Below are 21,631 nucleotides of genomic sequence, written 5' to 3' on the forward strand. Positions count from 1 at the left end.
GATAGGGAATCTCGCCAAGCGGTTTGAGATCCCCAACTCGCTCATACTTCACTCTTGGAGATGACGAAAAATAGAAAGGTGAGTGGTTTTGGCTGCTCACCTTTTTTAGTTTTAAGAAAAGAATTAGATTAAAACAATCAAACAGAATAATAGGAAAGCACCATGAGCCACCCGATTGAACAACTAGAACAAATTATGACTAAGCTGCGCGATCCAGAAGGTGGCTGTCCTTGGGATTTAAAACAAAATTTTGAAACAATTGTCCCGCATACTATCGAAGAGACGTACGAAGTGGTGGATGCGATTCACAACAAAGATTGGCCGAACCTACAAGAAGAGTTGGGTGACTTGTTGTTTCAGGTGATCTTCTATAGCCAGTTAGCGAAAGAACAGGGGTTGTTTGAGTTCTCTGATGTGGTTGATGGCATTAACGAAAAGCTAACACGCCGTCACCCGCATGTGTTCTCTGATACTGAGTTTGCCAGTGATGAAGAAATCAATGCCAATTGGGAAGCGGAAAAAGCCAAAGAAAAAGCACAAGCAGGCAAAACTCAAGAAAGTATTCTAGACTCAATACCAAACTCTCTACCTGCACTTTCGCGTGCTACAAAAATTCAAAAGCAGGTCGCGAAATATGGCTTTGATTGGGACTCTATTGGCCCAGTGGCTAATAAGGTTTTAGAGGAAGTCGATGAGGTGCTCGAAGAGGCACTTCAAGTGACGCCAAATGAAGATTTGGTTGAAGAAGAGTTGGGAGACTTGCTGTTTGCGACGGTCAATTTGGTACGACATTTAGGTAAAAACCCAGAATCGGCACTCAATAAAGCCAATCTCAAGTTTTCGCGTCGCTTTAAAGGGGTGGAACAAAAAGTTCGTCAGCAAGGTAAAAATTTGACCGATTTTTCACTACAACAGCTTGATTCCATGTGGGGTGAAGTCAAAGTGGCGGAGAAAAGATAACCAAAGCTTTTATCATGAATTGATTTGAAGCAAAAAATAAAAAATAGCAGTGTGATAGATTTCACGTTGTGGCGATAAGGGGCTTCTGGTATATTTTCATCCCGTCCAGAAGTAGTCCATTTCCCTCATTCAACCAATTTCAGGTTAAACATGACGACAAATTACATTTTTGTTACTGGCGGGGTTGTATCCTCTCTAGGTAAAGGTATTGCTGCAGCATCTCTTGCGGCTATTTTAGAAGCTCGTGGTCTTAAAGTGACCATGATGAAGCTTGACCCTTACATCAACGTTGATCCAGGCACTATGAGCCCGACTCAGCACGGTGAAGTGTTCGTTACGGAAGATGGCGCTGAAACAGACCTTGACCTTGGTCACTATGAGCGATTCATTCGCACCAAGATGACTAAGCGTAACAACTTCACTGCAGGTCGTGTTTACTCAGACGTACTAGCAAAAGAGCGTCGCGGTGATTACCTAGGTGCAACTATTCAGGTTATCCCACACATCACTAACTCTATCAAAGAGCGTGTAATTTCTGGCGCAGCTGGCCACGATATCGCGATCGTTGAAGTTGGTGGTACGGTTGGTGATATCGAATCTCTACCATTCATGGAAGCGATTCGTCAGCTAGCAGTAGAACTAGGCCGTGAACGCGCAATGTTCATGCACCTTACTCTAGTGCCATACCTAGCAGCTGCGGGCGAAGTGAAAACTAAGCCAACGCAACACTCTGTAAAAGAGCTACTGTCTATTGGTATTCAGCCAGACATCCTAGTTTGTCGTTCAGACCGCAACATTCCTTCGAACGAGCGTAAGAAAATTGCTCTGTTCTGTAATGTGCAAGAAAATGCAGTTATTTCTATGCGCGATGTTGACTCTATCTACAAGATCCCTCAGCTTATTAAAGCTCAAGGTACTGATGAACTTGTATGTAAGCGTTTCGGCATCACAGCTCCAGAAGCAGACCTGTCTGAATGGGAACAAGTAATTTACGAAGAAGCTAACCCAACGGGTGAAGTGACGATTGGTATGGTTGGTAAGTACATTGAACTACCAGACGCATACAAATCAGTAAATGAAGCGCTAAAACACGCGGGCTTGAAAAATCGCCTAAGCGTTCATATTAAATACGTAGATTCACAAGACGTTGAGTCTCGTGGCGTAGAAGTTTTAGAAGGCCTAGATGCAATCCTAGTTCCTGGTGGCTTTGGTGACCGTGGTGTTGAAGGTAAGATTCTTGCTGCTCAATACGCTCGTGAAAACAAAGTACCGTACTTAGGTATCTGTCTAGGTATGCAAGTAGCACTTATCGAGTACGCTCGTAACGTTGCGAAAATGGAAGGGGCACACTCTTCTGAATTCTGTACTGAAACTAAGTACCCAGTTGTTGGTCTTATCACTGAGTGGACTGATGGCGAAGGTAAAGTTGAAGAGCGTACAGAAACATCTGACCTTGGCGGCACAATGCGTCTTGGTTCACAGCTTTGTCACCTAGCGAAAGGGACGAAAGCTTACGAATTATACGGTAGCGCGACGATCCATGAACGTCACCGTCACCGTTACGAAGTGAACAACAATCTTCGTCCACAAATCGAAAAAGCGGGCCTAAAAGTATCGGGTCTATCTGCGGACAAGAAACTGGTTGAAGTTATTGAGAACCCGAACCACCCATGGTTCGTTGCTGCTCAATTCCACCCAGAGTTCACTTCAACACCTCGCGATGGTCACCCATTGTTTGCAGGTTTCGTTAAAGCGGCTGGTGAGTTCCAGCGCGGCGAGTTAGAGAAGTAAAAAGGAATACAGGTAGCTGCGTAAGTTGTGCTGCTACCTTTAAATTTGACATTTATATATTCAACGAGAAGGAAACATTCAATGTCTAAGATCGTTAAAGTTCTAGGTCGTGAAATCATCGATTCACGTGGTAACCCAACTGTAGAAGCTGAAGTACACCTAGAAGGCGGTTTCGTAGGTATGGCTGCTGCTCCATCTGGCGCATCTACTGGTTCTCGCGAAGCTCTTGAGCTACGTGACGGCGACAAATCACGTTTCCTAGGTAAAGGTGTTCTTAAAGCTATTGAAGCTGTAAACGGCCCAATCGCTGAAGCTCTAGTTGGTACTGACGCTAAAGCACAAGCTGACGTTGACCAAATCATGCTTGACCTAGACGGTACTGATAACAAGTCTAAGTTCGGCGCGAACGCTATCCTAGCTGTATCTCTAGCTAACGCAAAAGCTGCTGCTGCTGCGAAAGGCATGCCTCTGTACGAGCACATCGCTGAGCTAAACGGTACTGCTGGTCAGTTCTCTATGCCTCTACCAATGATGAACATCATCAACGGTGGTGAGCACGCAGATAACAACGTTGACATCCAAGAGTTCATGATCCAACCAGTTGGCGCTAAAACTCTTAAAGAAGGTCTACGTATCGGCGCTGAAGTATTCCACAACCTAGCTAAAGTTCTTAAGTCCAAAGGCTACAGCACTGCAGTTGGTGATGAAGGTGGTTTCGCTCCTAACCTTAAGTCTAACGCTGAAGCTCTAGAAGTTATCGCAGAAGCTGTTGCAGCTGCTGGTTACGAACTAGGTAAAGACGTTACTCTTGCTATGGACTGTGCAGCATCTGAGTTCTTCGACAAAGAAGCTGGCATCTACAACATGAAGGGCGAAGGTAAAACTTTCACTTCTGAAGAGTTCAACCACTACCTAGCTGAGCTAGCGAACAACTTCCCAATCGTTTCTATCGAAGACGGTCTTGACGAGTCAGATTGGGATGGCTTCAAGCACCAAACTGAACTTCTAGGCGACAAGCTTCAAATCGTTGGTGACGATCTGTTCGTTACAAACACTAAGATTCTTGCTGAAGGTATCGAGAAAGGCGTAGCTAACTCTATCCTTATCAAGTTCAACCAAATCGGTTCTCTAACAGAGACTCTAGCTGCTATCAAGATGGCTAAAGACGCTGGCTACACTGCAGTAATCTCTCACCGTTCTGGCGAAACTGAAGATGCAACTATCGCTGATCTAGCGGTAGGTACAGCTGCAGGTCAAATCAAAACTGGTTCTATGAGCCGTTCTGACCGTGTTGCTAAGTACAACCAACTTATCCGTATCGAAGAAGCTCTAGGTTCTAAAGCTCCTTACAACGGTCTTAAAGAAGTTAAAGGTCAATAATTCGTCCTATTTGGCACTGTAGCTGCGTTAACTGCAGAAGATTCACTAAGTCACATAGGAAACTATGCTCCATAGCTGAATCTTCTTTGTTGCCTTGCTACAGCACCAACTAGTTAGAATTATGCACTAATACTTTTGAATGCCTCGCTTATGCGGGGCATTTTTTTGTCTGTAGAAAACTGAATGAAAGAAGCTCTAGGCTCTAAAGCTCCTCCTTGTCACATATAAAGTTCGTCATTCCCTAGACTGACGAAGGAAGGAGTAGGGAATCTCATTGTTTTCCTGACAATGACTCCCCGACTTATTGATTCCCTGACACCACATATCTCGCACCAATAAGCTCATTATGGTATATATGTGCCTTATTCTAGTTCCTTCTTTTTCAACCGGCGAAAGGTGTTATGCGAATTTTTGCTTTAGTACTGCTCATAGTGTTTGGCTGGCTACAACACACACTGTGGCTCGGTAAAAATGGTATCTCTGATTACTACGGTGTGAACAACGAAATCCAAGTTCAACAGCAAGTAAATGAAAAGCTGCATATTCGAAATGCAGAAATGTTTGCTGAAATTGACGATCTACGCCAAGGCTTAGACGCGATAGAAGAACGCGCACGTCATGAACTTGGAATGGTCAAAGAAGGTGAAACGTTTTATCGCATCATTGGTGAGGAATCCCATTAATGTCGACTCAACTTCAAAGCGTGATTGCCGTTGTACCTGCGGCGGGCGTCGGTAGCCGAATGAAGGCAGACCGCCCTAAGCAATATCTCAAGATTCACGACAAAACAATTTTAGAGCACACCATTGAGAAATTACTGTCTCACCCACAAGTCGCTCAAATTGTCGTTGCGATCAGCGATGATGACCCATACTACCCTGATCTAGCACTCAACCTGAACCCGCAAGTGATCAGAGTGTCAGGCGGAAGCGAGCGAGCGGACTCTGTACTCTCTGCGCTAAACTATATCGCTGAGCAGCAGCTTAGTGATTGGGTAATGGTTCACGATGCGGCAAGGCCGTGTGTTCAGCTAAGTGATATCGACAAGCTAATTTCCGGCGCGATGAGCCATGATGTGGGCGCTATTTTAGCGGCTCCAGTTCGTGACACGATGAAGCGCGGTGCCCAAGGGCAGATCGAGCATACCGTTGAGCGTGCCGATTTATGGCATGCACTTACGCCGCAAATGTTCAGAGCAAAGCCTCTGTGGAAGGCATTAAGTGAGGCGTTGCAACAAGGCGCTTCAATTACTGATGAAGCCTCAGCCTTTGAATGGAAAGGTTTATCGCCCGCTTTAGTGGCAGGGCGTTCAGATAATTTTAAGATTACTCAGCCTGAAGATTTAGCGCTTGCTGAGTTCTATTTAAGTCAGAATAAGGAATAATGATGATTCGTATTGGCCATGGCTTTGATGTACATAAGTTTGGTGGTGAAGGCCCGGTAATTATTGGTGGTGTAAGCATCCCTTACGAGCAAGGTCTTATTGCACACTCAGACGGTGATGTTGCCCTTCATGCGTTGTGTGACGCTCTATTGGGTGCGATTGCTGCGGGTGATATTGGTCGTCATTTCCCTGATACCGATGACGAATGGAAAGGTGCGGATAGCCGTGAGCTACTGAAAGATGTTTACCGTCGAGTAAAAGAACAAGGTTACGTGATTGGTAATGCCGATATTACTATCATGGCGCAAGCTCCAAAGATGGCGCCTCATATAGACTCTATGTGCCAAGCTATTGCTCAAGACCTAGAAACCAGCATTAGCAATGTGAATGTAAAAGCGACGACCACTGAGCGTTTAGGTTTTACAGGTCGCAAAGAGGGCATCGCATGTGAAGCGGTGGTCCTAATTACTAAAAGTGCGTAAGCACCAACACGAAAAGAACAGCATGTCAGATATTTTATCTTCATTGGCTTATCTAAACGGTAAACCAACTGCGAAAGCAAAACTAAAAGCAAAAGCCGAACACTTTGTCGTTAATGAAGACTTGGGTTTTGAGTTTGCTGGTGAAGGCGATCACCTAATGGTTCGTATTCGTAAAACTGGTGAAAACACGAGCTTCGTAGCAAACGAGCTGGCTAAAGCTTGCGGTGTTAAGTCGAAAGACGTGAGCTGGGCGGGTTTGAAAGACCGCCACGCTGTGACAGAGCAGTGGTTGAGCGTTCACCTACCGAAAGGTGAGCCTGACTTTTCAGGGTTCTTAGCACAATACCCAAGCATTGAAATCTTAGCGACAGCGCGACACAACAAAAAGTTACGTCCAGGCGATTTAGTTGGCAACCAATTTGAGTTGACCTTGTCTGAAGTAACGGATTGCGATGATGTGGTCAAGCGTTTGGAAAAAGTCGCTCAAGTGGGCGTGCCAAACTACTTTGGTGCTCAGCGTTTTGGCAATGAAGGTAACAACCTATCTGAAGCTCGTCGTTGGGGCCGCGATAACGTTCGTACTCGTAACCAGAATAAGCGCAGCTTGTACCTTTCTGCTGCTCGTTCGTGGATTTACAACCTGATCCTTTCAGACCGTATTGAGCAAGATGCGTTTGCATCAGCATTGGTTGGCGATATCGTGGTGAAAGACGGTGCTCAACTGGCAGTAACAGCAGACAACATTGAAGCTGTAAACCAAGACATTGCGAACGGTTCTGCTTTGATAACTGTTGCTTTGGCTGGCGATAATGCCTTACCAACGATTGATGAGTCTCAAACTCTAGAACAGAAACACCTTGATGCTGAACCGGATCTAATGGCTCTGATTCGTGGTAACCGTATGCGTCATGATCGCCGTGAAGCGTCACTGAAACCAACAGACTTAACTTGGGAAGTGAACGAAGATAATGTCACGCTTAAGTTCTCTCTTGATGCGGGTTGTTTCGCAACAGCGATCGTTCGCGAATTGGTTGAAGAAGTACACGTAGAGAGAACCTACGAGCAATAACGATTCTGCTTGGAGTTGAGTCACTTGATATTGGAATTTAAGTGACTTGGCTTAGCATGGGAACAAAAGAAAGGATACAAGATGAAGATTTTACTCAGCAATGATGATGGTGTGCACGCTCAAGGTATTCATGAGCTGGCAAATGAGCTACGTGATCTTGCTGACGTTATCATTGTTGCCCCTGACCGTAATCGCTCGGGTGCGTCAAATTCATTAACTTTAGAACAGCCTCTGCGTGTTCAAGAGATTACTGAAAATACCTATTCGGTACAAGGAACACCGACCGACTGTGTGCATTTTGCGTTAAACGAACTGCTAAAGAATGACATGCCTGATCTGGTATTAACGGGCATTAATCACGGTGCTAACCTGGGTGATGACGTGCTTTATTCCGGCACGGTGGCTGCAGCAATGGAAGGGCATTTTCTAGGCGTTCAATCGGTAGCGTTTTCTCTGGTGGGAAAAAAACATTTTAAGACAGCGGCAGCGATTGCTCGTCGTATTGTCGAACAACATTTAGCAAACCCAATCCCGACCAACCGCTTGTTGAACGTAAACGTTCCTGATTTAGCCTTAGAACAATTGTCTGGTACTCAGGTGACGCGCTTAGGTGCTCGTCATCACGCTGAAGATATGATCAAGCAAAAAGACCCGCGTGGTCACGATATCTATTGGCTTGGCCCTCCGGGTAAAGAGCAAGATGCCGGTGAAGGTACCGATTTTTACGCGATTGAGCATGGCTTTGTGTCGGTAACACCGTTGCAGGTTGATCTGACGGCGCATGAGTCGTTGGGTGCGATGGCAACATGGTTAGGGGAGAAGTAAGTGAGTAATCCGCAAGCTGAGCGTTTAATTACTTTCCTGATTGAAAATGGTATTCAGGATCAAAAGGTTCTTGATGCGATTTACCAACTGCCGAGAGAGAGCTTTTTATCACAGGCGATGTATCACCAAGCCTATGATAATAATGCGCTGCCTATCGGTCAGGGTCAGACAATCTCACAGCCATACATTGTTGCTAAAATGACAGAGCTACTTGAATTACAACAAGATAGCCGTGTCTTGGAGATCGGAACGGGTTCTGGTTACCAAACTGCGGTATTGGCTCAACTTGTTGATCATGTGTATTCGGTTGAAAGAATAAAGTCGCTACAATGGGATGCCAAGCGTAGGTTGAAGCAACTCGATTTCTACAATATCTCAACTAAGCACGGTGATGGTTGGCAAGGTTGGTCTTCAAAAGCCCCTTTTGATGCGATTATTGTCACCGCCGCTGCAGAGTCGATTCCTCAAGCGCTTCTGCAACAGCTGAAAGATGGCGGTCGTTTACTGATTCCTGTCGGTGATGACGAACAGCAACTATTGAAGATCGTTCGACACGGCGATGAGTTTTTATCGAGTGTTATCGAGATGGTGAGATTTGTACCTCTTGTTCCTGGTGAGCTAGCTTAATAAAAGACTAATGGTGTAGGTGGATAGAGAGTCGATGCGTTCGAAGTTGTTAAAAGGAAGTACTTTACTGCTTAGCTGTGCCCTTGTTGGGTGTGCAGCGAATTCGCCTGCGCCCGTTTCAAACCTAAACAAGAATTACTCATCGATTGATCGTGGTAGTTATCGTGGCAGTTACTATGAAGTTAAAAAAGGCGATACCCTTTACTTCATTGCTTATGTCACCAATAAAGACGTTAAAGACCTCATCGGTTATAACAAGTTGTCTGCTCCTTACACTATCCACCCAGGGCAGAAGCTTAAGTTATGGCGTCCTAGCTACAACGCGCCAGCGTATGGTAAGTCAACGGTAGCGGCAGCAGCAGTTGCTGCGCCTGTCGCCGCATCCACAACGTCATCTACGGCAAGTAAACCGAAAACCACACCACAAAAGAGCAAAAACTCTAAACCGGCTCCAGCTCAAACTACCACCAAAGTGGTGAAAAAAGATCCACCAAAGAAGGTTGAACAATCCAAATCAAAGGAGTATGTTGGTTCTAAAGGTAAACAGAATGTTACACCGTCCACCAAACCAACAAGTGATAAAGTATCCAAATGGTTATGGCCAACTAAAGGGAGAGTAATCGAGAATTTCTCTGTAGGCGAACAAGGAAATAAAGGCATAGACATAGCAGGACAGCGAGGTCAGCCAATAGTATCTACTGCAGGGGGAACGGTTGTTTATTCGGGTAATGCACTACGAGGCTACGGCAATCTAGTGATTGTGAAGCACAATGATAATTACTTAAGTGCATACGCGCACAACGACCGACTATTAGTATCTGAAGGGCAAAGTGTGAAACCAGGGCAGAAGATTGCAACAATGGGAAGCTCTGGAGCCAGCAGTGTTAGGCTGCACTTTGAGATTCGTTACCAAGGTAAATCCGTTAATCCAAAACGATATTTACCTTAAATACAATATGCAAAAATTACGTATTGTATGGAGTGACATAGTCATTTAGCGACATATGAAGTTGTAATGTCATGCTAATTTCGCCAGGGGGAGGCGTTATGAGTATAAGCAATGCAGTAACCAAAGAAGAGTTCGATCTTGACCAAGCAACCACGGAACCGGAAGCTCTTGGAAAAGCAAAACGAACAGTCACTAAGAAAACCGAAGCAAAAGAAGAAGTTGAAGTTACGTCTAAAAGTTTAGATGCCACTCAACTCTACTTAGGCGAAATCGGTTTCTCACCACTACTAACCGCTGAAGAAGAAGTGCTATACGCACGTCGAGCTCTACGCGGTGATGAAGCAGCACGTAAACGCATGATCGAAAGTAACCTGCGTTTGGTGGTAAAAATTTCACGTCGTTATAGCAACCGCGGCCTTGCACTTCTCGATCTAATCGAAGAAGGCAACCTAGGTTTAATTCGCGCCGTAGAGAAGTTTGATCCAGAGCGTGGCTTCCGCTTCTCAACTTACGCGACATGGTGGATTCGTCAAACCATTGAACGTGCGTTAATGAATCAGACTCGCACTATCCGTTTGCCAATCCATGTTGTGAAAGAGCTGAACATCTATCTGCGTACCGCAAGAGAGCTATCACAAAAACTTGATCATGAACCAACGGCGGAAGAAATTGCTTCTAAGCTAGACAAGCCAGTTGGTGATGTGAGTAAGATGCTTCGTCTAAACGAAAGAGTGAGCTCTGTAGATACGCCAATTGGTGGTGACGGTGAGAAAGCACTGTTGGATATTATTCCAGACATCAATAATTCAGATCCTGAGGTTTCAACTCAAGATAGCGATATCAAGAACTCACTGATATTCTGGCTTGATGAACTGAATCCGAAGCAGAAAGAAGTGCTTGCACGTCGATTTGGACTATTAGGCTATGAGCCGTCAACGCTAGAAGAAGTTGGCCGTGAAATCAGCCTAACTCGTGAGCGAGTTCGCCAAATCCAAGTTGAAGGTCTTCGCCGTCTACGTGAGATTCTTATCAAGCAAGGTCTGAACATGGAAAACTTGTTCAACGTTGAAAACGACTAAACGATATTCCACGATATCGACATAAAAAAACGCTGACCTCATGTCAGCGTTTTTTAGTTTTAGCTTCTGGTTTGGCTTTTACTTCAGCTAAGAACCACAGCGCTTAGCTATTTAAACTAGAGTACTTCTTAAACTAGAGTAGTTTCTTCAAGCGGTAGAGTTCTTCTAATGCTTGGCGAGGTGTTAGATCATCAGGATCAACATTCGCTAGTGCTTGCTCCACTTCACTCGGTTCAGGGATCAGGCTCAGTTGGTTTGCGATATCGACACCGCTTGGCTTCGATGTTGGCGACTCCATACTTAACGCTTCTAACTGAGTCAGCTTCGCACGAGCATTCTTGATCACTGCTTTCGGTACGCCAGCTAAACCTGCAACCGCTAGACCATAAGATTTACTTGCAGCACCTTCTTGAACTGCGTGCATAAAGGCAATGCTATCACCATGCTCAACCGCATCTAAGTGTACGTTTGCTAAAGTTGGAAGTTGGTTAGGTAGTTCAGTTAGCTCAAAGTAGTGCGTTGCAAACAGTGTCATCGCATTGATTTGATTGGCTAGCCACTCTGCACTTGCCCAAGCCAGAGACAGGCCATCGTAAGTACTGGTACCACGGCCAATTTCGTCCATTAGCACAAGGCTGTTTGGTGTTGCATTGTGCAGAATATTAGCGGTCTCTGTCATTTCAACCATGAAGGTTGAACGACCAGAAGCCAGATCATCCGATGCACCAATACGAGTAAAGATACGGTCGATAGAGCCAATCGTCGCGCTTTCTGCTGGCACATAACAACCGATATGAGCCATCAATGCGATAAGTGCAGTTTGGCGCATGTAAGTCGATTTACCACCCATGTTTGGACCTGTGATGATCAGCATTTTACGCTTGTCGTTTAGGTCGATAGGGTTGGCGATGAAAGGTTCGTCCATCACTTGTTCTACTACTGGGTGACGACCCGCTTGGATCTGTACACCCGCTGCTTCTGTCATAGTTGGGCGACAGTAATCAAGAGTATCTGCACGCTCAGCTAAGTTCTGTAGTACATCAAGTTGAGATACTGAAGAAGCGATGTTTTGTAGTCGTTCTAGATATGGCAGTAGCAAATCAAACAACTCTTCCCACAACTGCTTCTCGATAGCGAGTGCTTTCGACTTTGAGTTAAGTACTTTGTCTTCGTGCTCTTTCAGCTCAGGAATAATGTAACGTTCAGCATTCTTCAGCGTTTGGCGACGAACATAATGTGGCGGCACAAGGTGGCTTTGTCCGCGGCTCACTTGAATGAAGAAACCGTGTACGTTGTTGTAACCAACTTTTAGTGTGTCGATGCCATGACGTTCACGCTCTTCTTGCTCAAGCTTATCCAGAAACTCGGTTGCACCTGCAGCAAGGTCACGCCATTCATCTAGCTCGGCGTTGTAGCCTTCCGCAATCACACCGCCGTCACGGATAACCACGGGCGGGTTCTCTTTGATTGCACGTTCAAGCAGTTCTGAAACTTCGTCTACAGGAGACGCGTACTGAGCAAGTTGAGTTAGGTATGGGTGTTTAAGCTGAGTCAGTGTTTCAGCAAGCTCTGGTAAGTATTCCATTGCTTGACGAAGGCGTGCCATATCACGTGGGCGAGCAGAACGAAGTGCAAGACGAGCCAGAATACGCTCGATATCACCAATCTGTTTTAAGGTCGGTTGTAGCTCTGTGAATAGAGCTAAATCTTTCATTTCACCAATCGCATCTAGGCGTTGATCAAGTGCAGAGATATTGCGCATTGGTTGATGTAACCAACGTTTAAGCATACGACTGCCCATTGCCGTAGCGGTGTGATCAAGCACTTCAGCAAGGGTGTTATCTGTGCCACCGCCAAGGTTTTGCGTGATCTCTAGGTTGCGGCGAGTCGCAGCATCGAGGATCACTGAGTGATCTTGCTTATCCATGGTCAGTGAACGGATGTGCGGAAGAGCAGTTCGCTGCGTGTCTTTCACGTATTGGATAAGACAGCCAGCTGCACAAAGGCCAAGCTTGGCACCTTCAACGCCAAAACCGACAAGGTCGCGAGTTCCAAATTGTTGGTTCAGCTGCTGCTTGGCGGTATCTAGTTCGAATTCCCAAACTGGACGACGGCGATTGCCGTTACGGCTTGCCATTAAATCGACGGGTTCGAAATCTTCAGGGAACAGCAGCTCACGCGGAGAGGTTCTTTGTAGCTCAGCGGCCATCGCTTCTTCTGTTTCTGGCTCGCAAAGTTGGAATCGGCCAGAGGTAATATCAAGTGTCGCATAACCGAATTTACCGTTGTGGTGATAAATGGCTGCAATTAGGTTATCAACGCGTTCAGAAAGCAAGGCTTCGTCGGTTACGGTACCCGGTGTCACGATACGCACTACTGCGCGCTCAACAGGGCCTTTTGAAAGTGCTGGATTACCAATCTGTTCACAAATTGCTACGGACTCACCAAGTTGCACTAACTTTGCAAGGTATCCTTCAACCGCATGGTATGGAACACCTGCCATCGGAATCGGTTCACCATTTGATGAGCCACGCTTAGTCAGTGAAATATCGAGGAGTTGAGAGGCTTTTTTAGCGTCATCGTAGAAAAGCTCGTAGAAATCGCCCATGCGGTAGAACAGCAGAATTTCTGGGTTTTCTGCTTTCAGTTTTAGATACTGCTGCATCATGGGAGTATGTTTTTGATCGGCTTTCACAGTTAACTTCTTTCGTTTATTTCTATTGCGGCTTAGGATACGTGAAAGCGTTTCGTGCGAAAAGCGGCTGATGCGAAAAGATGCGAATCCAAATGATATGACAGTAAATAAAGGGAAGCAGATGATGCAGATGACTCAAGACCTTAGTGAGCAGCTTGGACATTTACTCGCTAAACACAAACACGTGTTAGTGACGGCTGAATCTTGCACTGGCGGAGGTGTCGCGAGTGCAGTCACCGATATTGCGGGCAGCTCTGGATGGTTTGATCGCGCTTTTGTTACGTACAGCAATGAAGCCAAACAAGAGATGATCGGTGTACAGCTTAAAACCTTAATGGAGTTCGGCGCCGTGAGTGAGCCTGTCGTAATAGAAATGGCGAGCGGGGCATTGCAACATTCAAACGGGACGATCTCTGTATCAATTAGTGGCATCGCTGGCCCAGGTGGCGCGACCGAAGATAAGCCTGTTGGTACAGTATGCTTCGCGTGGAAAGCGCTAAATGGCTGGGATAAAGTAGAAACGCATGTATTTACAGGCGACAGATCACAAGTACGCCAACAAGCCACGCACCATGCCCTGCAAGTTATTTATGATTACCTATCAATGGAAGGTAAGTAACATTTGTACAAATTATTTTCATACAGGTATAGACACTGTATGAATCAACAGTATAATGAAAGCCAATTAGTCACCCCTATGTGGGTTAGAAATAGATTCTAGATCGCTTGTTGAGACAACCGATTATGTGGAGATAGAAATGGACGAGAATAAACAAAAAGCGTTAGCCGCAGCCCTTGGTCAGATTGAAAAGCAATTTGGTAAAGGTTCTATCATGCGTCTTGGTGATAACCGCACAATGGACGTAGAAACTATTTCTACAGGTTCTCTATCTCTAGATATCGCACTAGGTGCTGGTGGCCTACCGATGGGACGTATCGTAGAAGTTTACGGTCCAGAATCATCAGGTAAAACAACGCTAACGCTTGAGCTTATTGCTGCAGCACAGAAAGTGGGAAAGACGTGTGCATTCGTTGATGCGGAGCACGCACTAGACCCTATCTACGCTCAAAAGCTTGGTGTTGATATCGATGCACTTCTTGTTTCTCAACCAGATACTGGTGAGCAAGCGCTGGAAATCTGTGATGCACTGGCTCGTTCAGGTGCAATCGACGTTCTTGTTATTGACTCAGTAGCAGCCCTAACACCAAAAGCAGAAATCGAAGGCGAAATGGGCGACAGCCACATGGGTCTTCAGGCTCGTATGCTTTCTCAAGCAATGCGTAAGCTGACGGGTAACCTTAAGCAGTCTAACTGTATGGCTATCTTCATTAACCAAATTCGTATGAAAATTGGTGTGATGTTCGGTAACCCAGAAACAACAACAGGTGGTAACGCACTTAAGTTCTACGCATCTGTTCGTCTTGATATTCGCCGTACTGGTGCGATTAAAGATGGTGATGAAGTTGTTGGTAACGAAACTCGTATCAAGGTCGTTAAGAACAAGATTGCTGCACCATTCAAACAAGCTGAGACTCAAATCCTTTACGGTAAAGGCTTCAACCGCGAAGGTGAGCTTATCGACTTAGGTGTTAAGAATAAGCTAGTAGAAAAAGCAGGCGCTTGGTACAGCTACAAAGGCGATAAGATCGGCCAAGGTAAAGCTAACGCTGGTAAATACCTACGTGAAAACCCAGAAGTTGCTCTAGAGATCGATACTAAACTTCGTGAGTTACTACTGACTCCTGCTGTTCTTGAAGAGAAAGACGTAGAGAAAGAAGAAGAAAACGAAGAGCTATAAGCTCACGTTTTATAGAGTGGATGTTTGAAAGAAGCATCCGCTTTGAAAGAATTTAAAGCCTCGCATATTTTATGCGGGGCTTTTTTATTGGATCTGCTCCGTCGAGCATGTCTTTGGTCAAATCTCTCTCGTTGACTGAGTTTCTTCGGTACTAGGTCGTCAATTTAGTTCTGCTTTTCCACGGCAAGATATAGTGGAATATTCTTCATTTTATCGAATTCCCACTAAAATCCTGCCCAAGGGTGTCTTTTCTACAAGAAAACTAGTCGAAGCCTTAACCATGATCTACAATACGGCAAAATTCTAACTCGACTATTTTCAGGAAGAGCTGCATGTACATGAGCACTGATGAGGTTCGCAACGCGTTCCTTAAGTTCTTTGAGAGCAAAGAACACCAAATCGTAGACAGTTCATCGTTAGTTCCACATAACGATCCAACCCTGCTATTCACTAACGCAGGTATGAACCAATTCAAAGATTGCTTCTTAGGCGCCGAAAAGCGTGCCTACACTCGAGCAACTACGGCTCAGCGTTGTGTACGTGCGGGTGGTAAACACAATGACCTTGAAAACGTAGGTTTCACGGCTCGTCACCACACGTTCTTCGAAATGCTAGGCAACTTCAGCTTTGGCGACTACTTCAAAGAAGAAGCGATTGGATTTGCTTGGGAATTCCTGACTGAAACTCTTCAACTGCCAAAAGATCGTCTACTGGTAACGGTATACGAGACAGATGATGAAGCATTCGATATCTGGAACAAGAAAGTAGGTGTTCCTGCTGACCGTATCGTTCGCATTGGCGACAAAGAAGGCGGTAAACAGTTCGAGTCTGATAACTTCTGGACGATGGGTGACACAGGTCCTTGTGGTCCATGTACTGAAATCTTCTACGATCACGGTGAGCACATCTGGGGCGGCCGTCCTGGTACACCTGAAGAAGATGGTGACCGTTTCATCGAGATCTGGAACAACGTATTCATGCAGTTCAACCGTCACGCTGACGGCACAATGGAACCGCTACCTAAGCCTGCTGTAGATACAGGTATGGGTATTGAGCGTATTTCTGCAATCATGCAGGGCGTTCACTCTAACTACGAAATTGATGTATTCCAAAAGCTAATCAAAGCGACTGCGGAAGTTGTTGGTCATGACGATCTATCTAACCAATCGCTACGCGTTATTGCTGACCACATCCGTTCTTGTTCATTCCTAATTGCTGACGGTGTTATGCCTTCAAACGAAGGTCGTGGCTACGTTCTACGTCGTATCATCCGTCGTGCAGTTCGTCACGGTAACAAGCTTGGCGCACAAGGCGTGTTCTTCCACAAACTTGTGGGCGTACTGGCTGAAGTGATGGGCTCTGCGGCAGATGAACTTAAGAAACAGCAAGAGCTGGTTGAAAAAGTACTTCGCATTGAGGAAGAGAACTTTGGTCGTACGCTAGAGCGCGGCATGGTTATTCTTAATGACGCACTAGATGCACTTGAAGGCAAAGAGCTTGACGGCGAAACAGTTTTCAAACTTTACGATACATACGGCTTCCCAGCTGACCTTACTAACGATGTAGCTCGCGAACGCGATTTTACTATCGATGAAGAAGGCTTTGAGAAGGCGATGGAAGCACAGCGTAAGCGTGCACGTGAAGCAGGCCAATTCGGCACGGATTACAACGCGACAATCAAAGTAGACACCAACACTGAGTTCTGTGGTTACACAGCAACTGAAGGTGCTGGTGAAATCTCTGCGCTATTCGTTGACGGCGAAGAGGTTGCTTCACTATCGGCTGGCGACAAAGCAATCATCATCCTTGAAGAGACACCATTCTACGCTGAGTCAGGCGGTCAATGTGGTGATGCTGGTACACTAAAAACAGCGTCGGGTCTTTTCAAAGTACAAGACACTCAGAAGCTAGGTAACGCATTTGCGCACCACGGTGAGCTAGTTGAAGGTGTATTTGCTAAGGGCGATAAAGTAGAAGCAACGGTTGACGCTGAGCGTCGAGCTGCTATCTCACTAAACCACTCTGCCACTCACTTACTTCACTCTGCATTGCGCGAAGTGCTAGGTGAGCACGTTGCTCAGAAAGGTTCTTTAGTTAAGCCAGACAACCTACGTTTTGACTTCTCTAACCTTGAAGCGGTAACACCAGCACAGATTAAAGAAGTAGAGCGTCTAGTTAACGCACAAGTTCGTAAGAACCATGTGATTGAAACGAACATCATGGACATCGAGTCAGCGAAAGAAAAAGGTGCAATGGCACTGTTTGGCGAGAAGTACGATGATGAAGTTCGCGTTCTATCTATGGGCGACTTCTCTACTGAACTTTGTGGTGGTATCCACGCTTCAAACACAGGTGATATCGGCCTATTCAAGATCACTTCTGAAGGTGGTATTGCTGCGGGTATTCGTCGTATTGAAGCGGTAACAGGTGAAGCTGCACTAGATGCAGTAGAAGCTCAAGCTAACGCTTACGAAGAGAAACTGGCTGAGTCAGCTAAGAAAGCGAAATCGCTAGAGAAAGAAATCCAACTGCTTAAAGAAAAGATGGCTGCTGCAGAAAGCGCAAACATCATGGGCAAAGTAGAAGACATCTCTGGTACTAAAGTTTTGGTTGCTGCAATTGAAGGCGCAGACAACAAGAACCTACGTACTATGGTTGATAACGCTAAAAACCAAGTAGGTAGCGGCATCATCCTGATCGCGAACGTAGCAGACGGTAAAGTTGGCTTGATTGCTGGTGTAACCAAAGACCTAATCGGCAAAGTAAAAGCGGGTGATCTCGTCAAGATGGTTGCTGAGCAAGTTGGCGGTAAAGGCGGCGGTCGTCCAGATATGGCTCAAGCGGGCGGTACAGACGTTGCAGCACTGCCAGAAGCGCTTAAATCTGTGCGTACTTGGCTAGAAGAGCGTCTTTAAGCTTAAGTAATTGATACAAAGATGCCCAATCAGTTGATTGGGCATCTTTTATTTTGCCTATTGGAAGTGTGTTTAAACAAGGTTTGATTGAGATTAACCAAGAAGTCTAATGGTGGCGTTAGACTCCTTGGTTAATTTTTTATTGCTTCGCCCTGACGCGGAGTGTGTGTTTTTTTGTCATATATAGACATTGGTCTTGGGAAGGTGAGGACGGGTGAAAATGCCTCTTATCGTGCAGAAATTTGGTGGAACGTCGGTGGGTTCAATTGAACGAATCCATCATGTAGCAGAAAAAATCATTGAAGCGAAAAATGAAGGGAACCAGATCGTGGTTGTCGTTTCTGCTATGTCTGGTGAAACAAATCGGTTAGTTAATTTAGCCACGCAAGTTGATAGCGTACCAAACGCTAGAGAACTGGATGTGTTGTTAACGGCTGGCGAGCAAGTTTCCATGGCCTTGTTAGCAATGACGTTACACAAGTTAGGTTATGAAGCGACATCGATGACTGGCTATCAAGCCAAGATACACACGGATTCTAATCATAATAATGCAGCGATTGAGCGTATTGATACTGCTCCGATTCAAGCTCTGCTAGATGACAACCAGATTGTTATTGTTGCAGGCTTTCAAGGATTCAATGCGAAAGGTGATATCACGACATTAGGCCGCGGTGGTTCAGATACTACAGCGGTCGCGCTTGCAGGTGCCTTGCAGGCGAAAGAATGCCAGATCTATACTGATGTAGATGGTGTTTACTCTTGTGACCCTAGAGTCGTAAAACAATCTCAGAAATTAGATACTTTAGACTTTCCTTCTATGGAAGAGATGGCTCGCCGAGGCGCTAAGGTATTGCACCTTCCTTGTGTTCAGTATGCATGGCAGCACAACGTGTCATTGCGAGTGCTTTCAAGCTTTGAACAAGGCGAAGGCACATTGATCGCGGGTAATCAGTGTTTGAATGATATTGCTGGCATCGCCATCCAAAGAGATATGGTGCGTATCGAGTGTTTGAATGAAGATTTACCGTCTTTCATTTCACATTGCCAACTGTTGGGGATCGAAGTCTGTAGTGTGATCGAGGAAACAGAACGGGCAGCACTCATTATTAAACAAGACATAAGTGCCAAATTAAAACTAGTTTTTGCTGAGAAAATCCGTAATAGTGAACAGGTTAGTTTGTTAACTGTGGTAGGAAGCCGAACACAAGAAATTGTGGTCAGTTCACATGGATTGTTGTCTGAAGGCGAAATTGATGTACAGCATCACTTATTGCAGCAGCAGTCTTTAACTTTGGTGATATCACCAACGCAAGTCGATATGGCTGCTAACATATTACACAATGCATACATCGTAGCGCGTGAAACACAGGGTTATCCTAAAAAAGAAGTGCATTTTGGTTAAATAAACTCAATCGATAGTTTACGAAAATATAACTTTTGTTGGATAATGCTCTCGTAGCTAGATAAATTTAGAGATTACTCAAGGAGCAAAGAATGCTAATTTTGACTCGCCGCGTTGGCGAAACACTGATGATTGGTGATGAAGTAACAGTTACTGTACTAGGCGTTAAAGGTAACCAAGTACGTATCGGTGTTAACGCACCTAAAGAAGTATCTGTTCACCGTGAAGAGATCTACATGCGCATTCAAGCTGAAAAAGGTAATGGTAACGTTGCATCTGGCAACTACTAATACTTTTGCGTAGAGAAGAGGCTAGCATTGTTGCTAGCCTTTTTTGATCTTGGGGAACCGAAACACTGATTGGGACATAGATGGGTTGGATAACGGATCGGTCTCAAAGTGGTGAAGTGAATGCTTTGTGATGCTGCGAGATACAGACAAGGTTGAACAGAACTGTTGCTCTGTATTTTGTTTGGCAAAACTCAAGATTTATTCGCTTCCCCTATGGCGAAAATACGCATCCCGTAGTATTGTGCCATCAGCAGTAGCACTTGCTGCTGGAGAAATTAGATAATTGTTTTCGGCTGTTTATTATTGCCAATCTTTCACCTTAATTTTTAAGGGAAAAAGCGCGATTTGAATCTTATAAGTTCAATTTGCAAGCGCTTTGATTAAATAGCAAACGGTTGAGTGTTTTTGTCCAATTTTTTTCAATAAAGTGTTTGACATATTTTCGGTAAAACGTAATATGTGCCTCCGCAAGACGGTGAGGTGGCCGAGAGGCCGAAGGCGCTCCCCTGCTAAGGGAGTATGTGGTTTGTAGCTGCATCGAGGGTTCGAATCCCTCCCTCACCGCCATTTCTTGCGAGTCTAAAATTAGCAATTTAGACAATGTAAATGTGCGTCCTTAGCTCAGCTGGATAGAGTACCTGGCTACGAACCAGGCGGTCGGAGGTTCGAATCCTCCAGGACGCGCCATTCTCTCTTCTCTTACTTGTAAGTGATTTGAGAATAATGAATTAGGTGAGGTGGCCGAGTGGCCGAAGGCGCTCCCCTGCTAAGGGAGTATGTGGTTTGTAGCTGCATCGAGGGTTCGAATCCCTCCCTCACCGCCATTCATTACAGGCCGATGGCCTTTTTTTTTCTTCGTAGCAAGAAGAATGTGATATATTTCACAACTTCATTCTTAATGAATGAACACCGTGCGTCCTTAGCTCAGCTGGATAGAGTACCTGGCTACGAACCAGGCGGTCGGAGGTTCGAATCCTCCAGGACGCGCCACTATTTAAGGGTTTATTTCTTTTAAGAATGAAAGTCCTTGTATTGACTAAGTTGATACTAAAACCGTGCGCTCTTAGCTCAGCTGGATAGAGTACCTGGCTACGAACCAGGCGGTCGGAGGTTCGAATCCTCCAGAGCGCGCCACTATTTAGGGTTTAGTTCTTATAAGAATGTGAATCCTGATATTGATAAATCGTTCGTCGAGAATTAATATCAAAAACCGTGCGTCCTTAGCTCAGCTGGATAGAGTACCTGGCTACGAACCAGGCGGTCGGAGGTTCGAATCCTCCAGGACGCGCCACTATTTAGGGCTTCTTTCTTATAAGAACAGAAATCCTTGTATTGAGTTGTTGTTGTTTACAACGAATTGATACTAAAACCGTGCGCTCTTAGCTCAGCTGGATAGAGTACCTGGCTACGAACCAGGCGGTCGGAGGTTCGAATCCTCCAGAGCGCGCCACTATTTAGGGTTTCTTTTATGAACCCCTGATATTGGGAATACCGATATCGAAAACTGCGCGTCCTTAGCTCAGCTGGATAGAGTACCTGGCTACGAACCAGGCGGTCGGAGGTTCGAATCCTCCAGGACGCGCCACTCTTTAGGGTTTCCTTGTGAACTCCTGATATTGGAAATACTGATATCGAAAACCGTGCGTCCTTAGCTCAGCTGGATAGAGTACCTGGCTACGAACCAGGCGGTCGGAGGTTCGAATCCTCCAGGACGCGCCACTATTTAGGGCTTTTTTCTTATAAGAATGAAATCCTTATATTGATCTCTTGTTAGTAACAATGAATTGATATTAAAACCGTGCGCTCTTAGCTCAGCTGGATAGAGTACCTGGCTACGAACCAGGCGGTCGGAGGTTCGAATCCTCCAGAGCGCGCCACATTATTAAAAAAAGCCTCGTTTATACGAGGCTTTTTTTATGTCTGCTGCAAATTTGTTGCGACAATGTTAAATTTGTTAGTTGTTTAACTTGTTGTATTTAAAGTA

17 protein-coding genes and 10 tRNA genes are annotated in these 21,631 nt (G+C 45.3%); 26 read left to right on the forward strand and 1 reads right to left on the reverse strand.

The genetic code is table 11. The annotated features are described in order from the left end of the window. Positions 1-162 precede the first annotated feature (162 nt). From mazG to rpoS, 11 genes are all read left to right on the forward strand, one after another. Positions 163-960 carry a nucleoside triphosphate pyrophosphohydrolase gene (gene mazG / locus AB4274_RS09980; protein WP_102428520.1) on the forward strand — a complete coding sequence of 266 codons (798 nt, stop codon included), beginning with the start codon at positions 163-165 and terminating at the stop codon, positions 958-960. Between the two features lie 150 nt (positions 961-1,110). Then, positions 1,111-2,751, forward strand: a complete 1,641-nt coding sequence (locus AB4274_RS09985) for a CTP synthase (protein WP_017059034.1) — start codon at positions 1,111-1,113, stop codon at positions 2,749-2,751. Positions 2,752-2,832: 81 nt separating this feature from the next. After that, positions 2,833-4,131 (forward strand): phosphopyruvate hydratase, encoded by a 1,299-nt coding sequence (gene eno / locus AB4274_RS09990; RefSeq protein WP_017059033.1) that lies wholly within the window; start codon positions 2,833-2,835, stop codon positions 4,129-4,131. Positions 4,132-4,532: 401 nt separating this feature from the next. Then, positions 4,533-4,814: a cell division protein FtsB gene (gene ftsB / locus AB4274_RS09995; protein ID WP_010435786.1), complete on the forward strand. Its 282-nt coding sequence runs from the start codon at positions 4,533-4,535 to the stop codon at positions 4,812-4,814. Beyond that, entirely contained in the window at positions 4,814-5,515 is a 702-nt protein-coding gene (gene ispD, locus AB4274_RS10000; protein ID WP_017059032.1) for a 2-C-methyl-D-erythritol 4-phosphate cytidylyltransferase, read from the forward strand. Before ftsB ends, ispD begins: the two co-directional genes overlap by 1 nt. Before the next feature lie 2 nt (positions 5,516-5,517). Beyond that, the gene (gene ispF / locus AB4274_RS10005) at positions 5,518-5,997 is read left to right on the forward strand and encodes a 2-C-methyl-D-erythritol 2,4-cyclodiphosphate synthase (RefSeq protein WP_004739053.1); all 480 of its coding nucleotides are present in this window, start codon (positions 5,518-5,520) and stop codon (positions 5,995-5,997) included. 22 nt (positions 5,998-6,019) lie between these two features. Continuing rightward, positions 6,020-7,066, forward strand: a complete 1,047-nt coding sequence (truD, locus tag AB4274_RS10010) for a tRNA pseudouridine(13) synthase TruD (protein ID WP_372111927.1) — start codon at positions 6,020-6,022, stop codon at positions 7,064-7,066. 81 nt (positions 7,067-7,147) lie between these two features. Next, positions 7,148-7,891, forward strand: coding sequence for a 5'/3'-nucleotidase SurE (gene surE, locus AB4274_RS10015; RefSeq protein WP_017059030.1), 744 nt, complete (start codon positions 7,148-7,150; stop codon positions 7,889-7,891). Then, positions 7,892-8,518 (forward strand): protein-L-isoaspartate(D-aspartate) O-methyltransferase, encoded by a 627-nt coding sequence (locus AB4274_RS10020; RefSeq protein ID WP_017059029.1) that lies wholly within the window; start codon positions 7,892-7,894, stop codon positions 8,516-8,518. It abuts the gene before it with no gap. Positions 8,519-8,552: 34 nt separating this feature from the next. Then, the gene (gene nlpD / locus AB4274_RS10025) at positions 8,553-9,467 is read left to right on the forward strand and encodes a murein hydrolase activator NlpD (RefSeq protein ID WP_372111930.1); all 915 of its coding nucleotides are present in this window, start codon (positions 8,553-8,555) and stop codon (positions 9,465-9,467) included. A gap of 98 nt (positions 9,468-9,565) precedes the next feature. Further along, positions 9,566-10,546: an RNA polymerase sigma factor RpoS gene (gene rpoS, locus AB4274_RS10030; RefSeq protein WP_017059027.1), complete on the forward strand. Its 981-nt coding sequence runs from the start codon at positions 9,566-9,568 to the stop codon at positions 10,544-10,546. 133 nt (positions 10,547-10,679) lie between these two features. Here rpoS and mutS read toward each other — a convergent pair whose 3' ends face one another. After that, positions 10,680-13,241 carry a DNA mismatch repair protein MutS gene (gene mutS / locus AB4274_RS10035; protein WP_372111933.1) on the reverse strand — a complete coding sequence of 854 codons (2,562 nt, stop codon included), beginning with the start codon at positions 13,239-13,241 and terminating at the stop codon, positions 10,680-10,682. Between the two features lie 124 nt (positions 13,242-13,365). Here mutS and pncC point away from each other — a divergent pair, with 124 nt between their 5' ends. From pncC to AB4274_RS10110, 15 genes are all read left to right on the forward strand, one after another. Then, positions 13,366-13,860, forward strand: a complete 495-nt coding sequence (gene pncC / locus AB4274_RS10040) for a nicotinamide-nucleotide amidase (RefSeq protein ID WP_029235458.1) — start codon at positions 13,366-13,368, stop codon at positions 13,858-13,860. A gap of 139 nt (positions 13,861-13,999) precedes the next feature. Continuing rightward, the gene (gene recA / locus AB4274_RS10045; protein ID WP_017056586.1) at positions 14,000-15,040 is read left to right on the forward strand and encodes a recombinase RecA; all 1,041 of its coding nucleotides are present in this window, start codon (positions 14,000-14,002) and stop codon (positions 15,038-15,040) included. A gap of 332 nt (positions 15,041-15,372) precedes the next feature. Further along, positions 15,373-17,955: an alanine--tRNA ligase gene (gene alaS / locus AB4274_RS10050; protein ID WP_017063223.1), complete on the forward strand. Its 2,583-nt coding sequence runs from the start codon at positions 15,373-15,375 to the stop codon at positions 17,953-17,955. Between the two features lie 220 nt (positions 17,956-18,175). Further along, the gene (locus tag AB4274_RS10055; RefSeq protein ID WP_017063224.1) at positions 18,176-19,357 is read left to right on the forward strand and encodes an aspartate kinase; all 1,182 of its coding nucleotides are present in this window, start codon (positions 18,176-18,178) and stop codon (positions 19,355-19,357) included. 92 nt (positions 19,358-19,449) lie between these two features. Continuing rightward, the gene (gene csrA, locus AB4274_RS10060; protein WP_004415691.1) at positions 19,450-19,647 is read left to right on the forward strand and encodes a carbon storage regulator CsrA; all 198 of its coding nucleotides are present in this window, start codon (positions 19,450-19,452) and stop codon (positions 19,645-19,647) included. A 474-nt stretch (positions 19,648-20,121) separates the two neighbouring features. After that, positions 20,122-20,214: transfer RNA gene (locus AB4274_RS10065), tRNA-Ser, on the forward strand. Positions 20,215-20,257: 43 nt separating this feature from the next. Next, positions 20,258-20,334, forward strand: a tRNA-Arg gene (locus AB4274_RS10070). A gap of 44 nt (positions 20,335-20,378) precedes the next feature. Further along, positions 20,379-20,471 (forward strand) — tRNA-Ser (locus AB4274_RS10075). A gap of 89 nt (positions 20,472-20,560) precedes the next feature. Next, positions 20,561-20,637, forward strand: a tRNA-Arg gene (locus AB4274_RS10080). A gap of 67 nt (positions 20,638-20,704) precedes the next feature. Further along, positions 20,705-20,781: transfer RNA gene (locus tag AB4274_RS10085), tRNA-Arg, on the forward strand. A gap of 80 nt (positions 20,782-20,861) precedes the next feature. Continuing rightward, positions 20,862-20,938, forward strand: a tRNA-Arg gene (locus AB4274_RS10090). An 82-nt stretch (positions 20,939-21,020) separates the two neighbouring features. Then, positions 21,021-21,097 (forward strand) — tRNA-Arg (locus tag AB4274_RS10095). Between the two features lie 58 nt (positions 21,098-21,155). After that, positions 21,156-21,232: transfer RNA gene (locus AB4274_RS10100), tRNA-Arg, on the forward strand. 57 nt (positions 21,233-21,289) lie between these two features. Next, a tRNA-Arg gene (locus AB4274_RS10105) sits at positions 21,290-21,366 on the forward strand. Positions 21,367-21,447: 81 nt separating this feature from the next. Beyond that, positions 21,448-21,524, forward strand: a tRNA-Arg gene (locus AB4274_RS10110). Positions 21,525-21,631: the final 107 nt, after the last annotated feature.

This window comes from Vibrio sp. 10N.261.55.A10 (assembly GCF_041470825.1).
Lineage (GTDB): Bacteria > Pseudomonadota > Gammaproteobacteria > Enterobacterales > Vibrionaceae > Vibrio > Vibrio crassostreae_C.